This is a genomic window from Pseudoduganella sp. OTU4001, from assembly GCF_038440195.1.
Lineage (GTDB): Bacteria > Pseudomonadota > Gammaproteobacteria > Burkholderiales > Burkholderiaceae_D > Rugamonas.
On sequence record NZ_JASATG010000032.1, the window covers coordinates 31808 to 50699 of the forward strand.

The 18892-nt window shown below is 63.3% G+C and carries 18 protein-coding genes and 1 tRNA gene; 15 read left to right on the forward strand and 4 right to left on the reverse strand.

Translation table 11 applies throughout. The features are described 5' to 3' along the window. Nucleotides 1-50 precede the first annotated feature (50 nt). Genes AAHE99_RS21860 through AAHE99_RS21870 form a run of 3 tightly spaced genes read left to right on the forward strand, consistent with a single transcriptional unit; the run spans nt 51 to nt 5779 of the window. Nucleotides 51-1241 carry an efflux RND transporter periplasmic adaptor subunit gene (locus AAHE99_RS21860; protein ID WP_446728946.1) on the forward strand — a complete coding sequence of 397 codons (1191 nt, stop codon included), beginning with the start codon at nt 51-53 and terminating at the stop codon, nt 1239-1241. A 16-nt stretch (nt 1242-1257) separates the two neighbouring features. Continuing rightward, nucleotides 1258-4392, forward strand: a complete 3135-nt coding sequence (locus tag AAHE99_RS21865; protein ID WP_342119469.1) for an efflux RND transporter permease subunit — start codon at nt 1258-1260, stop codon at nt 4390-4392. Nucleotide 4393: 1 nt separating this feature from the next. Next, complete coding sequence (locus AAHE99_RS21870) at nt 4394-5779, forward strand: efflux transporter outer membrane subunit (RefSeq protein ID WP_342119470.1); 1386 nt, start codon at nt 4394-4396, stop codon at nt 5777-5779. On the opposite strand, the gene AAHE99_RS21875 is transcribed toward AAHE99_RS21870, so the two are convergent. Beyond that, a complete protein-coding gene (locus AAHE99_RS21875; RefSeq protein WP_342119471.1) occupies nt 5776-6279 on the reverse strand; it encodes a GNAT family N-acetyltransferase in 504 nt (167 codons plus the stop codon). The genes AAHE99_RS21870 and AAHE99_RS21875 overlap by 4 nt on opposite strands. Nucleotides 6280-6378: 99 nt before the next feature. Here AAHE99_RS21875 and AAHE99_RS21880 point away from each other — a divergent pair, with 99 nt between their 5' ends. The 3 genes from AAHE99_RS21880 (at nt 6379) to AAHE99_RS21890 (ending at nt 9310) form a co-directional block, all read left to right on the forward strand. Then, nucleotides 6379-6984: a TetR/AcrR family transcriptional regulator gene (locus AAHE99_RS21880; RefSeq protein ID WP_342119472.1), complete on the forward strand. Its 606-nt coding sequence runs from the start codon at nt 6379-6381 to the stop codon at nt 6982-6984. A 10-nt stretch (nt 6985-6994) separates the two neighbouring features. After that, nucleotides 6995-7702, forward strand: coding sequence for a fumarylacetoacetate hydrolase family protein (locus AAHE99_RS21885; protein ID WP_342119473.1), 708 nt, complete (start codon nt 6995-6997; stop codon nt 7700-7702). 63 nt (nt 7703-7765) lie between these two features. Beyond that, nucleotides 7766-9310 (forward strand): class I SAM-dependent methyltransferase, encoded by a 1545-nt coding sequence (locus tag AAHE99_RS21890; RefSeq protein ID WP_342119474.1) that lies wholly within the window; start codon nt 7766-7768, stop codon nt 9308-9310. Between the two features lie 49 nt (nt 9311-9359). On the opposite strand, the gene AAHE99_RS21895 is transcribed toward AAHE99_RS21890, so the two are convergent. Next, nucleotides 9360-9436, reverse strand: a tRNA-Pro gene (locus tag AAHE99_RS21895). A gap of 64 nt (nt 9437-9500) precedes the next feature. Here AAHE99_RS21895 and AAHE99_RS21900 point away from each other — a divergent pair. From AAHE99_RS21900 to AAHE99_RS21915, 4 genes are all read left to right on the forward strand, one after another. Beyond that, nucleotides 9501-10328: an SIR2 family NAD-dependent protein deacylase gene (locus AAHE99_RS21900; protein WP_342119475.1), complete on the forward strand. Its 828-nt coding sequence runs from the start codon at nt 9501-9503 to the stop codon at nt 10326-10328. Nucleotides 10329-10413: 85 nt separating this feature from the next. Then, complete coding sequence (locus AAHE99_RS21905; protein WP_342119476.1) at nt 10414-10815, forward strand: VOC family protein; 402 nt, start codon at nt 10414-10416, stop codon at nt 10813-10815. 77 nt (nt 10816-10892) lie between these two features. Then, nucleotides 10893-11120, forward strand: a complete 228-nt coding sequence (locus AAHE99_RS21910; RefSeq protein ID WP_342119477.1) for a hypothetical protein — start codon at nt 10893-10895, stop codon at nt 11118-11120. Continuing rightward, entirely contained in the window at nt 11121-11861 is a 741-nt protein-coding gene (locus tag AAHE99_RS21915) for a metallophosphoesterase family protein (RefSeq protein ID WP_342119478.1), read from the forward strand. Nucleotides 11862-12140: 279 nt separating this feature from the next. Here AAHE99_RS21915 and AAHE99_RS21920 read toward each other — a convergent pair whose 3' ends face one another. Further along, nucleotides 12141-12494, reverse strand: coding sequence for a VOC family protein (locus AAHE99_RS21920; RefSeq protein ID WP_342119479.1), 354 nt, complete (start codon nt 12492-12494; stop codon nt 12141-12143). 61 nt (nt 12495-12555) lie between these two features. On the opposite strand from AAHE99_RS21920, the gene AAHE99_RS21925 reads away from it, so the two are divergent. From AAHE99_RS21925 to AAHE99_RS21945, 5 genes are all read left to right on the forward strand, one after another. Beyond that, on the forward strand, nt 12556-13299 hold the full coding sequence (locus AAHE99_RS21925) for a transporter (protein ID WP_342119480.1): 744 nt from the start codon (nt 12556-12558) through the stop codon (nt 13297-13299). Nucleotides 13300-13307: 8 nt separating this feature from the next. Beyond that, nucleotides 13308-14369, forward strand: coding sequence for a patatin-like phospholipase family protein (locus AAHE99_RS21930; RefSeq protein WP_446728947.1), 1062 nt, complete (start codon nt 13308-13310; stop codon nt 14367-14369). Nucleotides 14370-14454: 85 nt separating this feature from the next. After that, the gene (locus AAHE99_RS21935; protein WP_342119482.1) at nt 14455-15918 is read left to right on the forward strand and encodes a catalase; all 1464 of its coding nucleotides are present in this window, start codon (nt 14455-14457) and stop codon (nt 15916-15918) included. A gap of 52 nt (nt 15919-15970) precedes the next feature. Then, on the forward strand, nt 15971-17095 hold the full coding sequence (locus tag AAHE99_RS21940) for a M14 family metallopeptidase (protein ID WP_342119483.1): 1125 nt from the start codon (nt 15971-15973) through the stop codon (nt 17093-17095). A 5-nt stretch (nt 17096-17100) separates the two neighbouring features. Beyond that, nucleotides 17101-17568 carry a CYTH domain-containing protein gene (locus AAHE99_RS21945; RefSeq protein ID WP_342119484.1) on the forward strand — a complete coding sequence of 156 codons (468 nt, stop codon included), beginning with the start codon at nt 17101-17103 and terminating at the stop codon, nt 17566-17568. 58 nt (nt 17569-17626) lie between these two features. Here AAHE99_RS21945 and AAHE99_RS21950 read toward each other — a convergent pair whose 3' ends face one another. Then, entirely contained in the window at nt 17627-18892 is a 1266-nt protein-coding gene (locus AAHE99_RS21950; RefSeq protein WP_342119485.1) for a DUF2863 family protein, read from the reverse strand.

Below are 18892 nucleotides of genomic sequence, written 5' to 3' on the forward strand. Positions count from 1 at the left end.
TGTTAGAATGATCGTTCATTCTAGTTATTTCTGGAAAAACGATGAAAAACATGAAACAGAAATTTGTGCTGCTGGGCGCTGTCGCCGCAGTGGCTGCTATGCTCGCCGGCTGCGGCGGCAAACCTGCCGCCGCCCCTGCTGCCGCAGGCGGCCAGCAGGCGCCGGAAGTGGCCGTCTATACCGTGGCACCGCAAGCGCTGTCCCTGAGTACCGAGCTGCCAGGCCGCACCGCCGCCTACCAGGTGGCCGAGGTGCGTCCGCAGGTCGGTGGCCTGATCCAGAAGCGCCTGTTCACTGAAGGCGGCGACGTCAAGGCCGGCTCGCAGCTGTACCAGATCGACGCCGCCACCTACCAGGCAGCGTTCAACTCCGCCAAGGCCAACCTGGCCAAGGCCAAAGCCAACCTGGCGGCAGCCGGCCCGAAAGTGGCGCGCTATAAGGAACTGGTGGCGATCGAAGGCGTGAGCCGCCAGGATTACGACGATGCCGTGGCCGCCCACGAACAGGCCAAGGCCGAAGTGGAAGCCGCGCAGGCCGCGCTGGATGCGGCGCGTATCAATGTCGAATACACCAAGGTGGCGGCGCCGATTTCGGGCCGCATCAGCCGCTCCAGCGTGACGCCCGGTGCACTGGTAACCGCCGGCCAGGCTAACGCACTGACCACCGTGCAGCAGCTGGACCCGATCTATGTCGACGTGACCCAGTCCAGCGAAGAGCTGCTGCGCCTGAAGCGCGAGATGGACAACGGCTCGATCAGGAAAACCAATGGCCAGGCCAACGTGACCCTGCTGCTGGCGGACGGCAGCAAGTATGCCTTGCCGGGCAAGCTGCAGTTCTCCGATGTCAGCGTCGATCCTGGCACCGGCAATGTGACCCTGCGCGCGCTGTTCCCGAACCCGAAGCATGACCTGCTGCCGGGCATGTTCGTGCGCGCCGTGCTGGAAACCGGCGTCAGCGAGCAGGCCATCGCCGTGCCGCAGATGGGCGTGACCCGCAACCCGAAAGGCGAGGCCACGGCCCTGGTGCTGAACAAGGAAGGCAAGGTTGAACAGCGCGTGCTGCAGACCGGCGGCACCGTCGGCGACAAGTGGCTGGTGAAGTCCGGCCTGAGCGCCGGTGACCGCGTCATCGTGGAAGGCCTGCAGAAGGTGAAGCCGGGGGCTGCGGCTATCGTCGCCAAGTCGGCCAGCCCGGCGCCGGCCGCCGGCAGCGATGCGTCCAGCGCAGTCGCCGCACGCTGAGCGGGGAGTCTGAACCATGGCCCGCTTCTTTATCAACCGCCCGATTTTTGCCTGGGTACTCGCCATCGTCGTGATGCTGGCGGGTGTCATGGCAATCAAAGGGCTGCCAATCTCGCAGTACCCAAGCATTGCCCCGCCGTCGATCTCGATCACCGGTTCCTATCCGGGCGCATCGGCCAAGACGGTGGAGGATGCCGTGACCCAGATCATCGAGCAGAAGATGAAGGGCATCGACGGCCTGCGCTATATGTCTTCGACCAGTGATTCGACCGGCGGCATCAATATCACGCTGACCTTCAAGAGCGGCACCAACCCAGACATCGCGCAGGTGCAGGTGCAGAATAAGCTGCAGCTGGCGACGCCGTTGCTGCCAAGCGCAGTCACCCAGCAAGGCCTGGTGGTGTCGAAAGCCACCCGCAACTTCCTGATGGTGCTGGGCTTCGTCTCCGAAGACGGCAAGATGAAACAGTCCGACCTGGGCGACTATGTGGCAGCCAGCGTGATCGACCCGTTGAGCCGAGTGCAGGGCGTGGGCGACGTGATGCTGTTCGGTTCCCAGTATGCGATGCGCATCTGGCTCGATCCGCAAAAGCTGCAAGGCTTCCAGCTCACGCCAGCCGACGTGACCGCTGCCATCCAGGCGCAGAACGCCGAAGTATCGGCCGGTGAACTGGGCGGCGCGCCTGCCGTGCCGGGCCAGCAGCTGAATGCCACCGTGACGGCGCAAAGCCGCCTGCAGACGCCGGAGCAGTTCGGCGCCATCCTGCTGAAAACTACCGCCAGCGGCGCTACCGTGCACCTGCGCGACGTGGCGCGCGTGGAGCTTGGCAACGAGAACTACAACACCATGGCGCGCTACAACGGCGCGCCGGCGGTGGGCGTGGCGATCAAACTGGCGACCGGCGCCAATGCGCTGGACACCGCCGACGCGGTGAAGCAGAAGATCGAAGTGATGGGCAAGCAGTTCCCGCAAGGGATGAAGGCGGTGGTGGCATTCGACACCACGCCGTTCGTTAAGCTGTCCATCGAAGAAGTGGTGAAAACCCTGGTGGAAGCGGTGATCCTGGTGTTCATCGTGATGTACCTGTTCCTGCAGAACTTCCGCGCCACGCTGATCCCGACCATGGCGGTGCCGGTGGTGTTGCTGGGTACCTTCGCCGTGCTGTTCTCGCTCGGCTACTCGATCAATACGCTGACCATGTTCGCCATGGTGCTGGCGATCGGCCTGCTGGTGGACGATGCCATCGTGGTGGTGGAAAACGTTGAGCGCGTGATGACGGAGGAGGGCCTGTCGCCGAAGGAGGCCACCATCAAGTCGATGGGCCAGATTTCCGGTGCGCTGGTAGGCATCGCCCTGGTGCTGTCGGCCGTGTTCGTGCCGATGGCGTTCTTTGGCGGTTCGACCGGCGTGATCTACCGCCAGTTCTCGGTGACCATTGTTTCCGCCATGGCGCTGTCGGTGCTGGTGGCGATGGTGTTCACGCCTGCACTGTGCGCAACCTTCCTGAAGCCGGGCGCCCACGTATCGGAGAAGGGCTTCTTCGGCTGGTTCAACCGAACCTTTGACCGCAGCAGCACCAGGTACCAGGGCTGGGTCGGCAAGATGATTGCGCGCAGCGGCCGTTCGCTGCTGGTGTATGGCGCGATGCTGGCCGTGCTGGCGGTGGCCTTTGTACGCCTGCCAACCTCCTTCCTGCCGGAAGAAGACCAGGGCATCCTGTTCTCCATGGTCCAGCTGCCAACCGGCGCCACCCAGCAGCGCACGCAGAAAGTGCTGGAAAAGCTGGAGCACCACTTTATGGAAAATGAAAAAGCATCGGTGGCTTCCATCTTCACGGTGGCCGGTTTCAGCTTTGCAGGCAACGGCCAGAATGCCGGCCTGGCCTTCGTGCGCCTGAAGGACTGGTCGGAACGCCAGGGCCCGGAACTGGGCGTGAAAGCGATTGCCGGCCGCGCCATGGGCGCCTTCTCGCAGATCCGCGAAGCGATGGTATTTGCCTTTGCGCCGCCGGCTGTGATGGAACTGGGTAATGCCAGCGGCTTTGACCTGCAGCTGCAGGACCAGGGCGGCGTGGGCCACGAAGCCTTGATGGCGGCGCGCAACCAGTTGCTCGGCATGGCCGCCAAGAACCCGATGCTGATGGCGGTGCGTCCGAACGGCCAGGAAGACACGCCGCAGTTCAAGCTCGATATCGACCAGCAGAAAGCCACCGCGCTGGGCCTGACCGTGGCCGACGTGAACAAGGTGCTGAGCGTGGGCTGGGGCTCGTCGTACGTGAACGACTTCGTCGACCGTGGCCGCGTGAAGCGCGTGTACCTGCAAGGTACGCCGGAATCGCGCATGTCGCCGGAAGATTTGAACAAGTGGTCGGTGCGCAACGCGCATGGCGAAATGGTGCCGTTCTCGGCGTTCGCCACCGGCCGCTGGATCTACGCATCGCCGCGCCTGGAGCGCTACAACGGCGTGCCATCGGTGAACGTGCAGGGTATGCCGGCGCCTGGCGTGAGTTCCGGCGTCGCCATGGCGGAGATGGAGAAGCTGGTGGCGCAGCTGCCGGCCGGTATCGGCTTCGAGTGGACCGGCCTGTCGATCGAAGAGCGCGATTCCGGTTCGCAGACCACGGTGCTGTACACCATCTCGGTGCTGATCGTGTTCCTGTGCCTGGCCGCGCTGTATGAGAGCTGGTCGGTACCGTTTTCGGTGCTGCTGGTGGTGCCACTGGGCGTGATCGGCACCGTGCTGGCAACCTGGGGCTTCCACCTGGCGAACGACGTGTACTTCCAGGTCGGCCTGCTGACCGTGGTCGGCCTGTCGGCGAAGAATGCGATCCTGATCGTGGAATTCGCCAAGGAACTGCAGGAGCAGGGCATTGAGCTGCGCGCAGCGACGCTGCAGGCAGTAAAACTGCGCCTGCGCCCGATCCTGATGACGTCCATCGCCTTCGGCCTCGGCGTGCTGCCGCTGGCGCTGGCGAGCGGCGCCGGTTCCGGCAGCCAGAACGCTATCGGCGTTGGCGTCCTGGGCGGCATGCTGACCGCGACCTTCCTCGGCATCTTCTTCGTGCCGGTGTTCTTCGTGCTGGTGCGCGCATGGGTGGCCCGCAAGGCCGCCCCCGCCGTCGCGCCAACCGCTATCGCCAAGGAGGCGTGATATGAACAAGACTATCTTTACTCTTGCTGCGGCGGCCCTGCTGGCCGGCTGCAGCCTGGCGCCGGTGTACCAGCGCCCAGCGGCGCCGGTCGCCGCAGCCTGGCCGCAAGGCGAAGCGTATAAGCCGGCGGCCAGCGCCGCCGATGCCAAACCGGCCAGCGAAATCGCCTGGCGCGACTTCATCGGCGACCAGCAGTTGCGCGGCGTCGTCGATCTGGCGCTGGCCAATAACCGCGACCTGCGCGTCTCTGCGCTGAATATCGAGAAGGCAAGGGCGCAGTACGGCATCGACAGTGCCGCCCAGCTGCCGAAGGTGAACGCACAAGTCGGCCAGAACGCAGCGCGCGCTCCGGGCGGCGACATCAGCCGCCAGTACAGCGGCGGCCTGGCGTTGCCGGCTTATGAATTGGACCTGTTCGGCAAGCTGCGCAATATGTCGGAGGCGGGCCTGCAAGCCTGGCTCGGCACTGAGCAGGCGCAGCGCGCCCAGCGCCTTAGCCTGGTGGCCGAAGTGGCCACCACCTGGCTTGGCCTGGCGGCCGACAAGGAGCGCCTGCGCCTGGCGCAGGACACGCTGAAAAGCCAGCAAACCACTTTTGACCTGAGCAAGCGCCGCTTCGAAGCCGGCGCCACCTCGGGCCTCGACATGTACGAAGCGCAAACCAGCGTTGAAGCTGCGCGCAGCGACATGGCCTTTTACACCGCCCAGGTAGCGGCCGGCGAGAACGCGCTGGCCCTGCTGGTCGGTACCCAAGTGCCGGCCAGCCTGCTGCCGCAGGCCTTGCCGACAGCCGTCACCACGCTGGCCGAACTGCCGGAAGGCGTGCCGTCGTCGGTGCTGCTGCAACGCCCCGACGTGCTGGAAGCCGAGCATGCGCTGAAAGCCGCCAACGCCAATATCGGCGTGGCGCGCGCCGCCTTCTTCCCGAGCATTACGCTGACCGGCACGGCGGGCAGTGCCAGCGGCGCGCTGGGCGACTTGTTCAAGGCCGGCAGCGGCGCCTGGAGTTTCCTGCCGCAATTGACCGTGCCGCTGTTCGATGCGGGCGCCAACAACGCAAGGCTGGATATCGCCAAGGCCGACAACGGCATTGCCGTGGCGCGCTATGAGAAGTCGATCCAGTCGGCGTTCCGCGAAGTGTCGGATGCGCTGGCCCAGCGCGGTACGCTGGACGAACGTGTGGCGGCGCAGGCCGCGCTGGCCGAAGCGGCCAGCCGCAGCTACCGCATCCACGAGGCGCGCTACCAGAAAGGTGCGGAGTCTTACCTGAATGCCCTGGTGTCGCAGCGTGCCTTGTACGCGGCGCAGCAAGGCCTGATCAGCGTGCGGCTGGCGAAGGCGGCCAACCAGGTGGCCTTGTACAAGGTGCTTGGGGGCTGGGCTTAATCGAGATCGATACCGGCCGGCGGCATCCACTCCATCACGTTGTAGATGCCGTCCACGCCCAGGATCTCGAAGCCGCAGCGCTGCAGCAGGCGCTGGGCTGGGCTGCCCAGCATGACATTGATGCGCACCGGCAGGCGCAGGCGCTCGCCCTGGGCCTGCAGGCTGCGCAGCAGGCCGAGGCCGATGCCGCGGTTGCGGCATTCGGGCAGCAGGCAAATGTCGAGGATGCGCAGTTCGTCCGGGCCGTAATCGACATACAGGCGGCCCACCGGCCGGTCGCGCTCGAAGATCACGGCCAGGTCGGCATTGGGGTAGCGGGTTTCAAACCAGGTTTGCTGGGCCTTGAACTGCAAGCCTTGCAGCAGGGTTTCCGTTTCGAGGTCGCAGCCTCCCATGTGGACATCCGCGCTGCGGGTGCTGGAATACAGCTGCTGCATGAAAGCCATATCGCCCGCTTCGGCGGGGCGCATCTCGATGGAGCGGGAGGTTCGGGAGGGCATATCGTTACACTCTTTCCTTTAAGAATGAAGTAACTGCCTTTCAATCATAGCACGTTGTAATTTGACAAAGCGCATTCCCTTGGCCAGAGTAAACGCCTTATGACTGAAAAACGCCACATTGACCCAGAGCGCGCCGCCACCCGCCGCCGCCAGGTGCTGGATGCCGCCACTATCTGTTTCCGCCGCAGCGGATTCCATGGCGCCAGCATGTCGGAGATTTCCAAGGCGGCCGGCATGAGCGCGGGCCATATCTACAATTACTTCGCCAGCAAGGACGCCATCATCGCGGCCTTCGTTGAGGATAACGTCACCCGCGTCATGGAGCTGATCCACGCGATCGAGATCCAGCCCGACCCGCTGCAGGCTATTGTGGACGATGTGGAGCAGAGCGTCCGCAACAACCTGGACCCCGACCACTGGGCGCTTCCCCTCGAAATTTTTGCCGAGAGTGCGCGCAACCCCGTCATCGCCGCCCTGAGCCAGGACGCCGACCGCCGCATGGGCGTGCGCTTCCACGCCTTGCTGAAGGCTGGCCGTGAAAAGCATGGCCTGGCGGCGGACGACGCTATCGTCGCCGCGCGCATGGAGGCGGTGATCTGCCTGTACCAGGGCTTGCAGCTGCGGGCCCTGCATAATCCTGGCCTGCCGGTTGCCGGCGTGGTCGACTCTTTCCGCATCGCGCTGAAGGCGCTGCTTTTTAGCTAAGGACATCAGCATGGCCAACTACGTATTCCCGCCGCACTTGTTCGCGGCCCTGCACATCGCCGGCAGCGACCAGCTTTTCCCGGTGCGCCGCGTCTACTGCGTGGGCCGCAACTATGCCGGCCATGCGCGCGAGATGGGTTCCGACCCTGACCGCGAGCCGCCATTCTTCTTCTGCAAACCGGGCGACGCCGCCGCGGTGGTGCCGGTGGCGCCAGGCACGGTGGCCGAGCTGCCATACCCGCCTCAGACCAGCAATTACCACTATGAATGCGAGTTGGTGGTGGCGATCGGCAAGGGCGGCAGCGATATCCCAGTAGAGGACGCGCACCAGCACATCTTCGGCTACGCCGTTGGCCTGGACATGACCCGCCGCGACCTGCAGGGCAAGATGAAGGACGCCGGCCGTCCGTGGGAAATCGGCAAAGCGTTCGATTACTCCGCGCCGGTCGGCCAGTTGCGCCGCGCTTCCGAGGTGCCCGGCGTCGAAAGCGCCGGCATCGCGCTGGCGCTGGATGGCGCGGTGCGGCAGTCAAGCAGCACCGATCACATGATCTGGTCGGTGGCTGAAACCATCGCCAAGCTGTCCACCTTGTTCCGGCTGGAACCGGGCGACCTGATTTTCACCGGCACGCCCGAAGGCGTCGGCGCCGTCGAGCGCGGCCAGTCGCTGACCGGCAGCATCGATGGCCTGGATAGCTTGTCCGTGAAGTTCGTGTAACGAAAACTGCGCTAGAATCCATCACCGCATTACTTTTTTATCAACCGAAAAAGGAGTAGGCAGATGGGTTGGACCGGTGGATACACCTCAGACATTGAGTACACGGCAGGCTATTACCCGGAGCAGAATCCGGTACTGCTGAATTTCGTCGCCACGGTGAACGGCTACGAGCCGCACCCACTGGATAAGCCGTTCACATATTTTGAGCTGGGCTTTGGCCGCGGCGAGACGGTGAACCTGCTGGCAGCGTCCAACCCGCAAGGGCGCTTCTACGCGGCGGACTTCAACCCGGCGCATGTGGCCGGCGCCACTGCGCTGGCGAATGCCGCTGGCCTGGAAAACCTGACGCTGCTGGAAAGCAGTTTCGCCGACCTGGCCGCCGGCGCGGTGGAACTGCCGCAGTTCGACTTCATCACCTTGCACGGCATTTATACCTGGGTGACGGCGGAAAACCGCCGCTGCATCGTGGATTTCGTGGCCCGCTACCTGAAGCCCGGCGGCTTTGTCTACGTGAGCTACAACGCGATGCCTGGCTGGACCGTGAGCTTGCCTTTGCAGCGCCTGCTGGTGGAGTATGGCGACGCCTTCCCGAACCGCAGCGACATCCAGGTCGGCAACGCGGTGGAATTCGTGCAAAAAATGGTGGACGCGAAGGCCTCCTACTTCGGCACTGGCGGCCCCATGCTGCAAGTCCGGCTGGATGCGTTTGCGAAGTACAACCGCAGCTACCTGGTGCACGAATACATGCATAAGCATTGGCAGCCGCTCTATCACGCCGATGTGGCGCGCGACTTCACCGATGCCAAGCTGGACTTCGTTGGCACGGCCGAATTGCCGGAAGCGTATCCGAAACTGTATTTGTCGGAAGAGAAGCAGCAGCTGATTGCCACCTTCCCTGATTCGGCAATGCAGGAAACCATCAAGGACTACTGCCAGAATACCTGCTTCCGCAAGGACATCTATATCCGCGGCGCGCGCAAACTGGAGCCTCTACGGCGCCGGCAACTGCTGGAGCGAACCGGGCTGGCGTTGTGCGTGACGCGCGATGATGTCAAGGTGAGCATGAGCTTTGGCATTGGAGAAGTAACGGTCAAATCGGAGCTTTGCCTGCCAATCTGCGATGCCCTGGCCCGCAAGCCGCACACCCTGGCGCAGCTGGCGGAATTGCCGGCCTTGCAGGGGCGGAATTTCGAAGACGTGGTGCAGCTGGCCGCCTTGCTGGTGGCATCGAAACAGGCGGTTCTATTCAATCTGGACGGCGCGGAGCAAGACGCCGCGCAGGCCAAGCGGATGAACCTGGCGCTGGCGGCCAAAGCCCGTTATGGGGACGAATTCAACAACCTGTGCAGCAGCCTGACCGGCGGGGCGCTGGGAACCGACTTCATCGCACGCCTGGTGTATTGGCTGATTGCCGGCGAAAAGATCGAAGTCGATGAAAAGGCGCTGGGCAAGGCGGGCTGGGTCCTTATGAAGGCGCAGGGCCGCCACATGGTGAAGGAGGGCGTCCATTTGTCGGATGATGCATCCAACATCGCGGAACTGACGACCCAGATTGGCACGGTGCTGCGCGAAAAATTGCCGGTTTGGCGCCACCTGAACATGCTTTGAAAATGGAAAAGGGTTACAGCCAAAAACTGTAACCCTTTTTTTATTCGAATGGTCGGGGCGAGAAGATTCGAACTTCCGACCCCCTGCACCCCATGCAGGTACGCTACCAGGCTGCGCTACGCCCCGACTCGAGCCTCGGATTATAGCAGAGCGATTTGAGCTTTTGTCAAAGTTACCTCAGACTACACAAATGCCAATCGAACTGACCCAGGCGGAGCGCGCCGCCGAACTTATCGCGCAGTCGGATGGACTTGTGATCGCGGCCGGTGCCGGGCTTGGCGTGGATTCCGGCTTGCCCGATTTCCGCGGCAACGAGGGGTTCTGGAAAGCCTATCCGGCCCTTGGCCGGGCGCGCATGGAGTTCACCAGCATCGCCTCGCCGCGCACCTTCCATGAAGACCCGGCGCTCGCCTGGGGCTTTTATGGCCACCGGCTGGCGCTTTACCGCGCAACCGTGCCGCATGAGGGTTTTGCGCTGCTGCGCGCCTGGGGCGGGGCGATGGAACATGGCTGCTTCGTTTTCACCAGCAATGTCGATGGCCAGTTCCAGAAGGCTGGTTTCGACCCGCAAGCCATTTACGAATGCCATGGCTCGATCCATCACCTGCAATGCCTGGAGCCGTGCGGCGGCGCGATCTGGCCGGCGGACGATTTCGTTCCGGATGTCGATGCCGGTGCCTGCCGTTTGCGCAACGAGCCGCCGCGCTGCCCGCATTGCGGTGGCTTGGCGCGGCCGAATATTCTGATGTTCGGCGATTGGGGCTGGATCGAGCGGCGCAGCGAGCTGCAGGCGGCGCGGCTGGAGGCATGGCTGTCGCGGGTGCGGCGGCCGCTGGTGATTGAGCTGGGGGCGGGGACGGCGATTCCGTCCGTGCGCCACTTTGGCCACAGCGTGCTGCAACGCGGCGGCCGGATGGTGCGTATCAATCCGCGCGAGCACGCGGTTGCGAGTGGCGCGGACGTCGGTATCGCAGCCGGCGCGCTGGAAGGGCTGCGCGCGATTGCGAAAATAAATTGAAGCAGCTGTCGATTTCGGGAAAGCTGGCGCGTCGTCGGAATATGGCAGGCGTGCTGCCATCAACTAACCAAACAGTGAGGACAAAATGAACAAGCAAATCTTCGTGAACCTGCCAGTCAAGAACCTGGAAAAGTCGAAAGCCTTCTTTGCTGCGCTGGGCTATACCTTCAACCCGCAGTTCACCGACGAAAATGCGGCGAGCATGGTGATCCATGACGGTAGCATCTACGCGATGCTGCTGGTGGAGGACTTCTTCCGCACCTTTACCTCGAAACCGATCGCCAACGCGAAGGAGGCGACGGAGGTGCTGGTTTGCCTGTCCTGCGAAAGCCGCGAGGAGGTCGATGAGCTGGTGCGCAAGGCGGTGGCGGCCGGTGGCAAGACGCCGCGTGAGCCGAAGGATTACGGTTTCATGTATGCCCACGGCTTTGAAGACCTGGATGGCCACATTTGGGAGCTGGTTTACATGACCGAGGCACCAAAGTAATAAAAGTTTCCTTAAGCGCGTGACAATTGTATAGTTTTTAGGCAAACTTGCTCACTACACTGAAGGAGTGGGCAAGTTTGTCGGAGGTCATCGTGCTGTCCTGGTGGGTTCGCTGGCTATTGATTGCAACTGTGGGGGGCGCAGCTTCGCTGTACGCCATGGACACGGTGCGCGTTGCCTCGTTGTTGCCGGTGCCACCGCCCGCCTCTGAAAAGCTTGCCCAAAAGAACGAACGCGCGCCAGCCAATGCGGTGGCTAAAGCTTCCCAGATGGATAAGGTGGCGGATGCGTTGTCGGGAAATTAGATGCGGATAGCTGTTTTGTCTGACATCCACGGTAACTTGTGGGCGCTTGAGGCAGTGCTGGCTGACCTGGCGCGGCGCAGTGTGGATGCGACGGTCAATCTGGGCGACATTCTGTCGGGCCCTTTACTTCCTGCGGAGACGGCTGAGCGCTTGATGGCGCTTGGGCTGCCGACTATCCGGGGCAATCATGAACGGCAAGTCCTGGAGCACGATCCGGCCCGCATGGGGGCTTCGGACCGCTGGGCGCATGACCATATTTCTGATTCGCACCGCGCCTGGATTGCGGGTTTGCCGGCTTCCCTGCGCTTGCACGACGATGTGCAGATGGTGCATGGCACGCCGGGGTCGGATCTGGTGTATTGGATGGAGACGGTCGATCCGGCGGGGCAGCGGGCGGCAACTTATGCTGAGGTGCTGGAGCGGGCGGGGAATGCACCTGCTTCCTTGATTTTATGCGGGCACACGCATGTGCCGCGTTCTGTATTGCTGGAGGATGGCCGCTTGGTGGTCAATCCGGGCAGCGTGGGCTTGCAGGCTTATTCGGACGAGCATCCCTATCCACACAAGGCGGAGAATGGGACGCCGCATGCGCGGTATGCGATTGTGGAGCGGACTGCCGGAGGCTGGGCAGTTGAGCAGTATGCGGTGCCGTATGACTGGGAGGCTGCGGCGCAGGTGGCTGAGCGGCATGGGCGGCCGGAGTGGGCTTTTGCTCTGCGTACGGGGCGGATGTTAGTATAGGCCGAGCTGTTTGGCGTACATGGCGATCATCATGCCAGCCAGGGTCAGGATGGCGCCTGTGGTCCAGCGGATGCTCTTGATGATGTTGTCCTCATGCCGGGCTGCGTCTGCGTGCTGTGGTGCTTGCGCTGCTCGGCGAGTTGTTGTTCGGAATGGTCCCGGAGTTTTTCGACCTGGCGGTCGGTATGGGCGCGGTTCTCGGCGTTGCATTCTCGTTGTGCTCCATGGCCGGGCGTTTTGAGCTTCGACAGCAAGGATGCTGGAAAGTTCCAGGAATTTTTAGCCGGGGCGGTGGCTGACCTCGATCAGGATGCCGCCGGGGGCTTGGCACCAGAAGGCGAGGCAGCCGTAGCTGACGGCTGGCTCGGCTGGAAGGGGGAGGCCGGCGTCGGCCAGGCGCTGGTAGGCTGCGTGTACGGCGTCGTCGGACGGTTGCAGGAAGCCGATGTGAAAGGCTTTCGGGTACTCGGCCTTCTCGGCCTGCTGCAGGATCAGGGCGAAGCCGTCTTCGCCGCGCAGGATGGCCATGCTATCGACCGGCGCGTGCACGCGCTGGAAGCCGAAGCCGCGCTGCAAGTAGTCGGCGGCGCCTTCCAGGTCCGTAACGGGCAAATCAATATGGTTAAGCTGCATTGTTGATCTCCGGTATTGATGGCATATTTCTATCCTAAGCCAAATGTGCCGGGAGAGCCTTATGCCACGAAGCCTGTTGTGCGTACTTGCCTTGCCGTTGTGTTGTGCGGCGGCGGAGTCCGAGGACTGGATCGGGACTGACCGTCCGGACTTCGTGGATGCGCCGGCTGTTGTCGGCAAAGGGCGCGTGCAACTGGAGACGGGCTGGCTGCAATCGAAGGAGGCGCGCAGTACGCCGTGGATGCTGCGGTTGGGCGTGTCCGATGATGTCGAGCTGCGCGCTGAGTCGGATGGGCGGCTGGCCGAGCGTGGCGCGGCAGGGCACGCTCGGGGTTGGGGCGATGTGGCGCTAAGCGCCAAGTGGCTGTGGCGGGAGGCGGAGGGTGGCGCGCCGGCGATCGGGCTGATTGGCCAGCTGGATTTGTCCACCGGCTCGCGGGAATTCCGTGGCGAGGGCACGCGGCCTTCTTTGCGGCTGCCGCTGGAGTGGGATCTGCCGCATGACCTGAACCTGGGTGTCATGCCCGGCATCTATCTGGATCGCAATGAGCGCGGCCGCCGCATATCGACCGGCCAGTTCGGCATCACCGTGGCGAAGAATTTTGGCGAGCGCGCTTACACCTTCGTTGAACTGGCAGCGCCGCGCATTGCGCGAGGCCGCGATGGCGGCAGCACGGCCAGTTTCGATTTCGGCGGCGGCTATTCGCTGACGCGCGACCTGCACGTGGATGTCGGTGTGATGCTGGGCCTGAACCGCCGCACGCCGGACCGTGCGCTGACCGTCGGCCTGTCGGTGCGCCTGTGAAGAAGCCGATGCCGGGGCAGGTTGTGCTGGTGCTGCAAGGCGGTGGGGCGCTCGGCGCTTACCAGCTGGGCGTCTACCAGGCGATGCACGAGGCGGGCGTTGAGCCGGACTGGGTGATCGGCACTTCCATCGGGGCGCTGAACGGCGCCATCATCGCGGGCAATCCGCCGGAACAGCGCTTGCCGCGCCTGCGCGCGTTCTGGGAGGCGATGGAGCGGCACGATCTCTTCGCCGGCCTTCCTCCAGCCTTCGCCAATGCGCTCACGCTGACGCAGGGTATCCCTGCTTTCTTCGATCCGAACCCGATGGCGTGGTGGAATCCCGCTGCGCCGCTGGGCGTGGAGAATGCGGCCTTCTACCGCACCAACGCGCTGCGTGCGACGCTGGAAGGGCTGGTGGACATGACCTATCTGAATGAGCGCCATACGCGGCTGACGGTTGGCGCCGTCAATGCGCGCAACGGCGTGATGCGCTATTTCGATACGCGCAAAGAAGCGCTGGAGCTGTCGCACGTGATCGCATCCGGCGCGATCCCGCCGGCCTTCCCGGCGGTACGTATCGGCAGCGAGCCGTATTGGGACGGCGGCATCTATTCCAACACGCCGATCGAGGCGGTGCTGGACGATGAGCCGCGTCGCGACTCGGTCATCTTTTCAGTCCAGGTCTGGAACCCGGACGGCAGCGAGCCGCAAAGCGTGCTGGATGTGCTGGAGAAGCACAAGGAGATCCAGTACGCCAGCCGCGCCAGCCATATCGAGCAGCAGCGCAAGCTGCACCGCTTGCGGCGTGTGATCCGCGAGCTGGCGCTGAAGCTGCCGGAGGATGTGCGGCAGTCGCCGGAAGTGCGCGAGCTGGCGCTGTGGGGCTGCGGCACGGTGATGCATGTGGTGCTGCTCAAGGCGCCGCGCCTGAGCTGCGAGGACCACACCAAGGATATCGACTTCTCGAGCGCGGGCATCAGCCAGCGCTGGCAGGCCGGCTACGCGGATGCGCAGCGGGCATTCAAGGCAAAGCCTTGGGCCGCGGGAGCGGACACCTTCGGGGGCATTGCCATCCACGAGCAATTTTAGCTATCGATTTCATAGGTTTAATCAAATTTATTTATCGCTCGTGTCTCTTTAGAATGATTTCACCGATCACATGAAGGAGCATTCAATGAGCCAGACCCCGATTACTACCGCATCCGGCATTCCAGTCGTCGATAACCAGAATTCCCTGACTGCCGGCCCGCGCGGCCCAGTCCTGCTGCAGGACTTCCACCTGATTGAAAAGCTCCAGCATTTCAACCGCGAGCGCATTCCAGAGCGCGTCGTGCATGCCAAAGGCTCCGGCGCTTACGGCACTTTCACCGTCACCCACGATATCAGCAAGTACACCAAGGCCAAGCTGTTCTCTGCCATCGGCAAACAGACCGAAACCTTTGTACGGTTCTCCACCGTCGGCGGCGAGCGTGGCAGCGCCGATACCGAGCGCGATCCGCGCGGCTTCGCAGTCCGTTTCTATACCGAGGAAGGCAACTGGGACCTGGTCGGCAATAACACCCCGATGTTCTTCATCAAGGACGGCATCAAGTTCCCGGACTTCGTGCATACGCAGAAGCGCTGTCCGCAGACCAACCTGAAGTCGCCAACCATGATGTTCGACTTCTGGAGCCGCTCGCCGGAATCGCTGCACCAGGTCACCATGCTGTTCAGCGACCGTGGCACTCCGGATGGCTATCGCCATATGGACGGTTTCGGCAGCCATACCTTCAGCCTGATTAACGCGGCCGGCGAGCGTGTTTACGTGAAATGGCATCTCAAGACGAAGCAGGGCATAAGGAACCTGAGCGCGGCCGATGCGGTGCGCCTGGCGGGCGAGGATCCGGACTATGCGCAGCGCGACCTGTTCAACGCTATTGCCAAAGGCGACTTCCCGCAGTGGGAGGTGAAGCTGCAGGTGGCGACCGAGCAGGAACTGGCGTCCTGGGAGCAGCGTACGGGCTGGAACCCCTTCGACCTGACCAAGGTGTGGCCGCATGCGGACTTCCCGCTGATCCCGGTCGGCGTGCTGGAACTGAACCGCAACCCGGTCAATTACCATGCGGAGGTGGAGCAGGCGGCGCTGAAGCCGTCCAGCATCGTGCCGGGCATGGGCTTCTCGCCGGACAAGATGCTGCAGGCGCGCCTGTTCGCTTACCACGACGCGCAGTTGTACCGGGCAGGCGCCAACCACCAGCAACTGCCGGTTAATGCGCCGCGCTGCCCTTTCCATCACCAGCAGCGCGATGGCGCCATGGCGCTGGGTTATGGCGGGGCGGAGCAGAACTACGCGCCGACCGAGGCGGCTGGGACCAATCCGCAGGGCATGGGACATGGCGAGCCGGTGCTGGCGCTGGATGGCGGGGCGGGACGCTACGATGGGCGTGGCAAGGAGGATGATTACACCCAGGCCGGCAACCTGTTCCGCTTGATGCCGGCGCAGGAAAAGCAGAACCTGTTTGATAATATTTCCGGACCCTTGAGCCAGGTCAGCGACGAGATTGTCCAGCGGCAGCTGGCGCTTTTCGATAAGGCGGATGCGGCGTATGGGGCCGGTGTGCGGGCTGCGCTCAAGGCTCGGGGGCGCAACGTCGACTAAGCCTGTGTAAAATAGCGGTTCCGATCAACCCATGCATCTGAACGGGACCGCAATGACCATCAAAATCAGCCAGAACTTCGACTCTGGCGCCATCGAAGTAGTCCGCGCCGACAACGCCGCGAACATCGAACTGAATCTCCGCAAGGACAACGCTGCCGACATCCACCAGTGGTTCCACTTCCGCGTGCAGGGTGCACGTGGCGAAGCGCTGACGATGAAGTTCCTGAACGCCGGCGACGCCACCTACGCCAAAGGTTACGAAGACTACAACGCTGCCGCGTCCTACGATGGCGAGAACTGGTTCCGCGTCCCGACCTCTTTCGATGGCCAGGTAATGACCATCAAGCACACGCCGCATAACGACAGCGTGTACTACGCCTACTTCGAGCCGTATTCGTGGGAACGCCACCTGCGCCTGCTGGGCGAAGTGGCCGAGAACCCGATTGCGCGCGTGCTGGATATCGGTTCCTCGATCGATGGCCGCGACATGAACCTGGTCGTCATCGGCGATCCGGAAGCGGAAAAGAAAATCTGGTTCATCGCGCGCCAGCATCCGGGCGAGTCGATGGCCGAGTGGTTCATCGAAGGCCTGATCGATTCGCTGCTGGACGATGCGAACCCGATCGCGCGCAAGCTGCTGCAGCGCTGCTGCTTCTACATTGTGCCGAACATGAATCCGGACGGTTCGATCCGTGGCAACCTGCGTACCAACGCGGCTGGCGCAAACCTGAACCGCGAGTGGATGACGCCTTCGCTGGAGCGTTCGCCGGAAGTGCTGTGCGTGAAAGAGAAGATCCACGAAGTTGGCGTGGATATGTTCTTCGACATCCACGGCGATGAGGCGCTGCCGTACAACTTCGTGGCGGGTAACGAGATGCTGGAAAACTTCACGCCGGAGCAGATGGCGCGCCAGAAGAACTTCATCGACCGCTACAAGAATGCGTCGCCGGACTTCCAGGATGCGGTGGGCTATGCGCCTTCCAAGTACAAGGAAGACATGCTGACCTTGGCCTCCAAGTACATCGGCCACCACTTCCAGGTGCTGTCGCTGACCCTGGAAATGCCGTTCAAGGATAATGCGGACCTACCGGTGCCGACCGTGGGCTGGAATGGTGCCCGCAGCGCGGCGCTGGGCGCGGCGATCCTGCAGCCGATCCTGCTGTCGCTGGACGAGTAAGCTTGATGGGCGTCGAGATCGAACGCAAGTTCCTGGTGGCGGGGGAGGGCTGGCGCGCGCAAGGCGAGCCGGTGCTGCTGCGCCAGGGGTATCTTTCCTCGCATGCCGAGCGTACGGTGCGCGTGCGGATCGAGGGTGAGCGGGCGGTTCTGACCATCAAAAGCAAGAATGTGGGTGCGGCGCGCGGGGAGTGGGAGTATGAGATCCCCGTGGCCGAAGCGGCCGAGCTGCTGGATGGCTTGTGCGAGCGTCCGCTGATCGAAAAGTACCGCCGCCGGATTCCGTTCGGCGGCTTTGTGTGGGAGGTGGATGAGTTCCTCGGCGAGAACGCCGGCCTCGTTGTCGCCGAGATCGAATTGCCGGCGGAGGACGCCGTTTTCGACAAACCCGATTGGGTCGGGGAGGAAGTCACCCACGACTTGCGCTACCTCAACTCCCGTCTGATCAAGCAGCCGTTCACCACCTGGAAGTGATTGGCGCAGCCGGCGCCGACCCAAGAAAAAAAGCCCGCGTTGACCGCGGGCTTTTTGTTTAGTGGAAGTGTTCGGTGCCGGTGGCGGCGTCTTCCGGCATTTCGGCGTGGACCAGTTCTCCGCTTGGGTCGGCGAACAGCGGGGCACCGCAGTCGTCGCAGTATTCGGCGACATACTTCTCACCCAGCTTTTTCACCTGCGTGACGCCGGCGGCGTTCAGGTGCTCGACGATTTCCTCCACCGGCGTGCGTGGCTTGAGCAGCTCGGCCATGCTGCCGGACAGGCCTTCGGCCGGCGTGCCGTCTTCGTCTTCCTGGCCGTACAAAGGCCACACCACACCGTACATCACATCGCTGTCGGAGCGGCGGGTGAAGGCGACGCGGTACTCGTCGACCTGGCCATCCGGCGCGGATTCCTCGCCGAAGCCGGCGATCACGGCGCGCAGGTCGGACGCTTCGCAGGCCAGCGAGTGTGTCAGGTAATGCACGGCGGCGCGGATCGAGACCGGGCGGATCAGTTTGTCGGCTTCGCGGCAGCCGGTGTAATACGCTTCCGGCAGCAGCAATTCGATACCGCAGCCCGGCAGCAGGCGCGCGACGGTTGGCGTGGCCTGGGTGGTCCAGGCGGCCAGTGCGTCGCGGCGCGCTTCGGCTTGCGCGGCGTGGTGTGCCGGCATCTGCCAGCGGAACAGCGGGCCGTTGTGCGGCGCCACCACGGCCACCATCAGGTAGCGGGTGTCGGCCAGGAAGGGCGCGGTTTCCGCCGCCTTGGGCTCGGACTTGACGGCCTGGCCTTTCAGCGCGGCCTGCGCCAGCTTGTGCACCTTGGAATAGGCTTCGGCATGGGTGCGCGGCAGCTGGTCGATGGAGTAGAAGGTGGACGACATCGCCATGTGCGTGCCATCGGCCAGCAGGTGGGCGGAGAAGTGCGCCGACAGGGTGTTCAGGATGTCGGCCGGGATCTGGCCGGAGGCGATCGAGAAACGGGTCCAGGCCAGTACCGGGGCGGCGACCAGCAGGATGTCGTATTCGCGCGATTCGCCGTCGATTTCGACCACGATGGTGTCGGATTCGCTGACCGCTTCCACGCTGTCCATCAGGATGTCGTAGGCGGGCAGGTCCACGCTGAACAGGGAGTTCAGGGCGGTATCGACCGTGTCCTGGTGTCCAGTACGCAGCAGTTTGTGCAGCTGGACATCCAGTGCCCGTTCCCAGTTACGCTCTTCAATGCGGCTGGCGGCCTGGCCCAGGGCTTGGGCGAGGGTGATAAGGCGCTGGCTGTCGGCAGATAATTTATGGGTTGAATCTTTAGATGGGCGACGCAT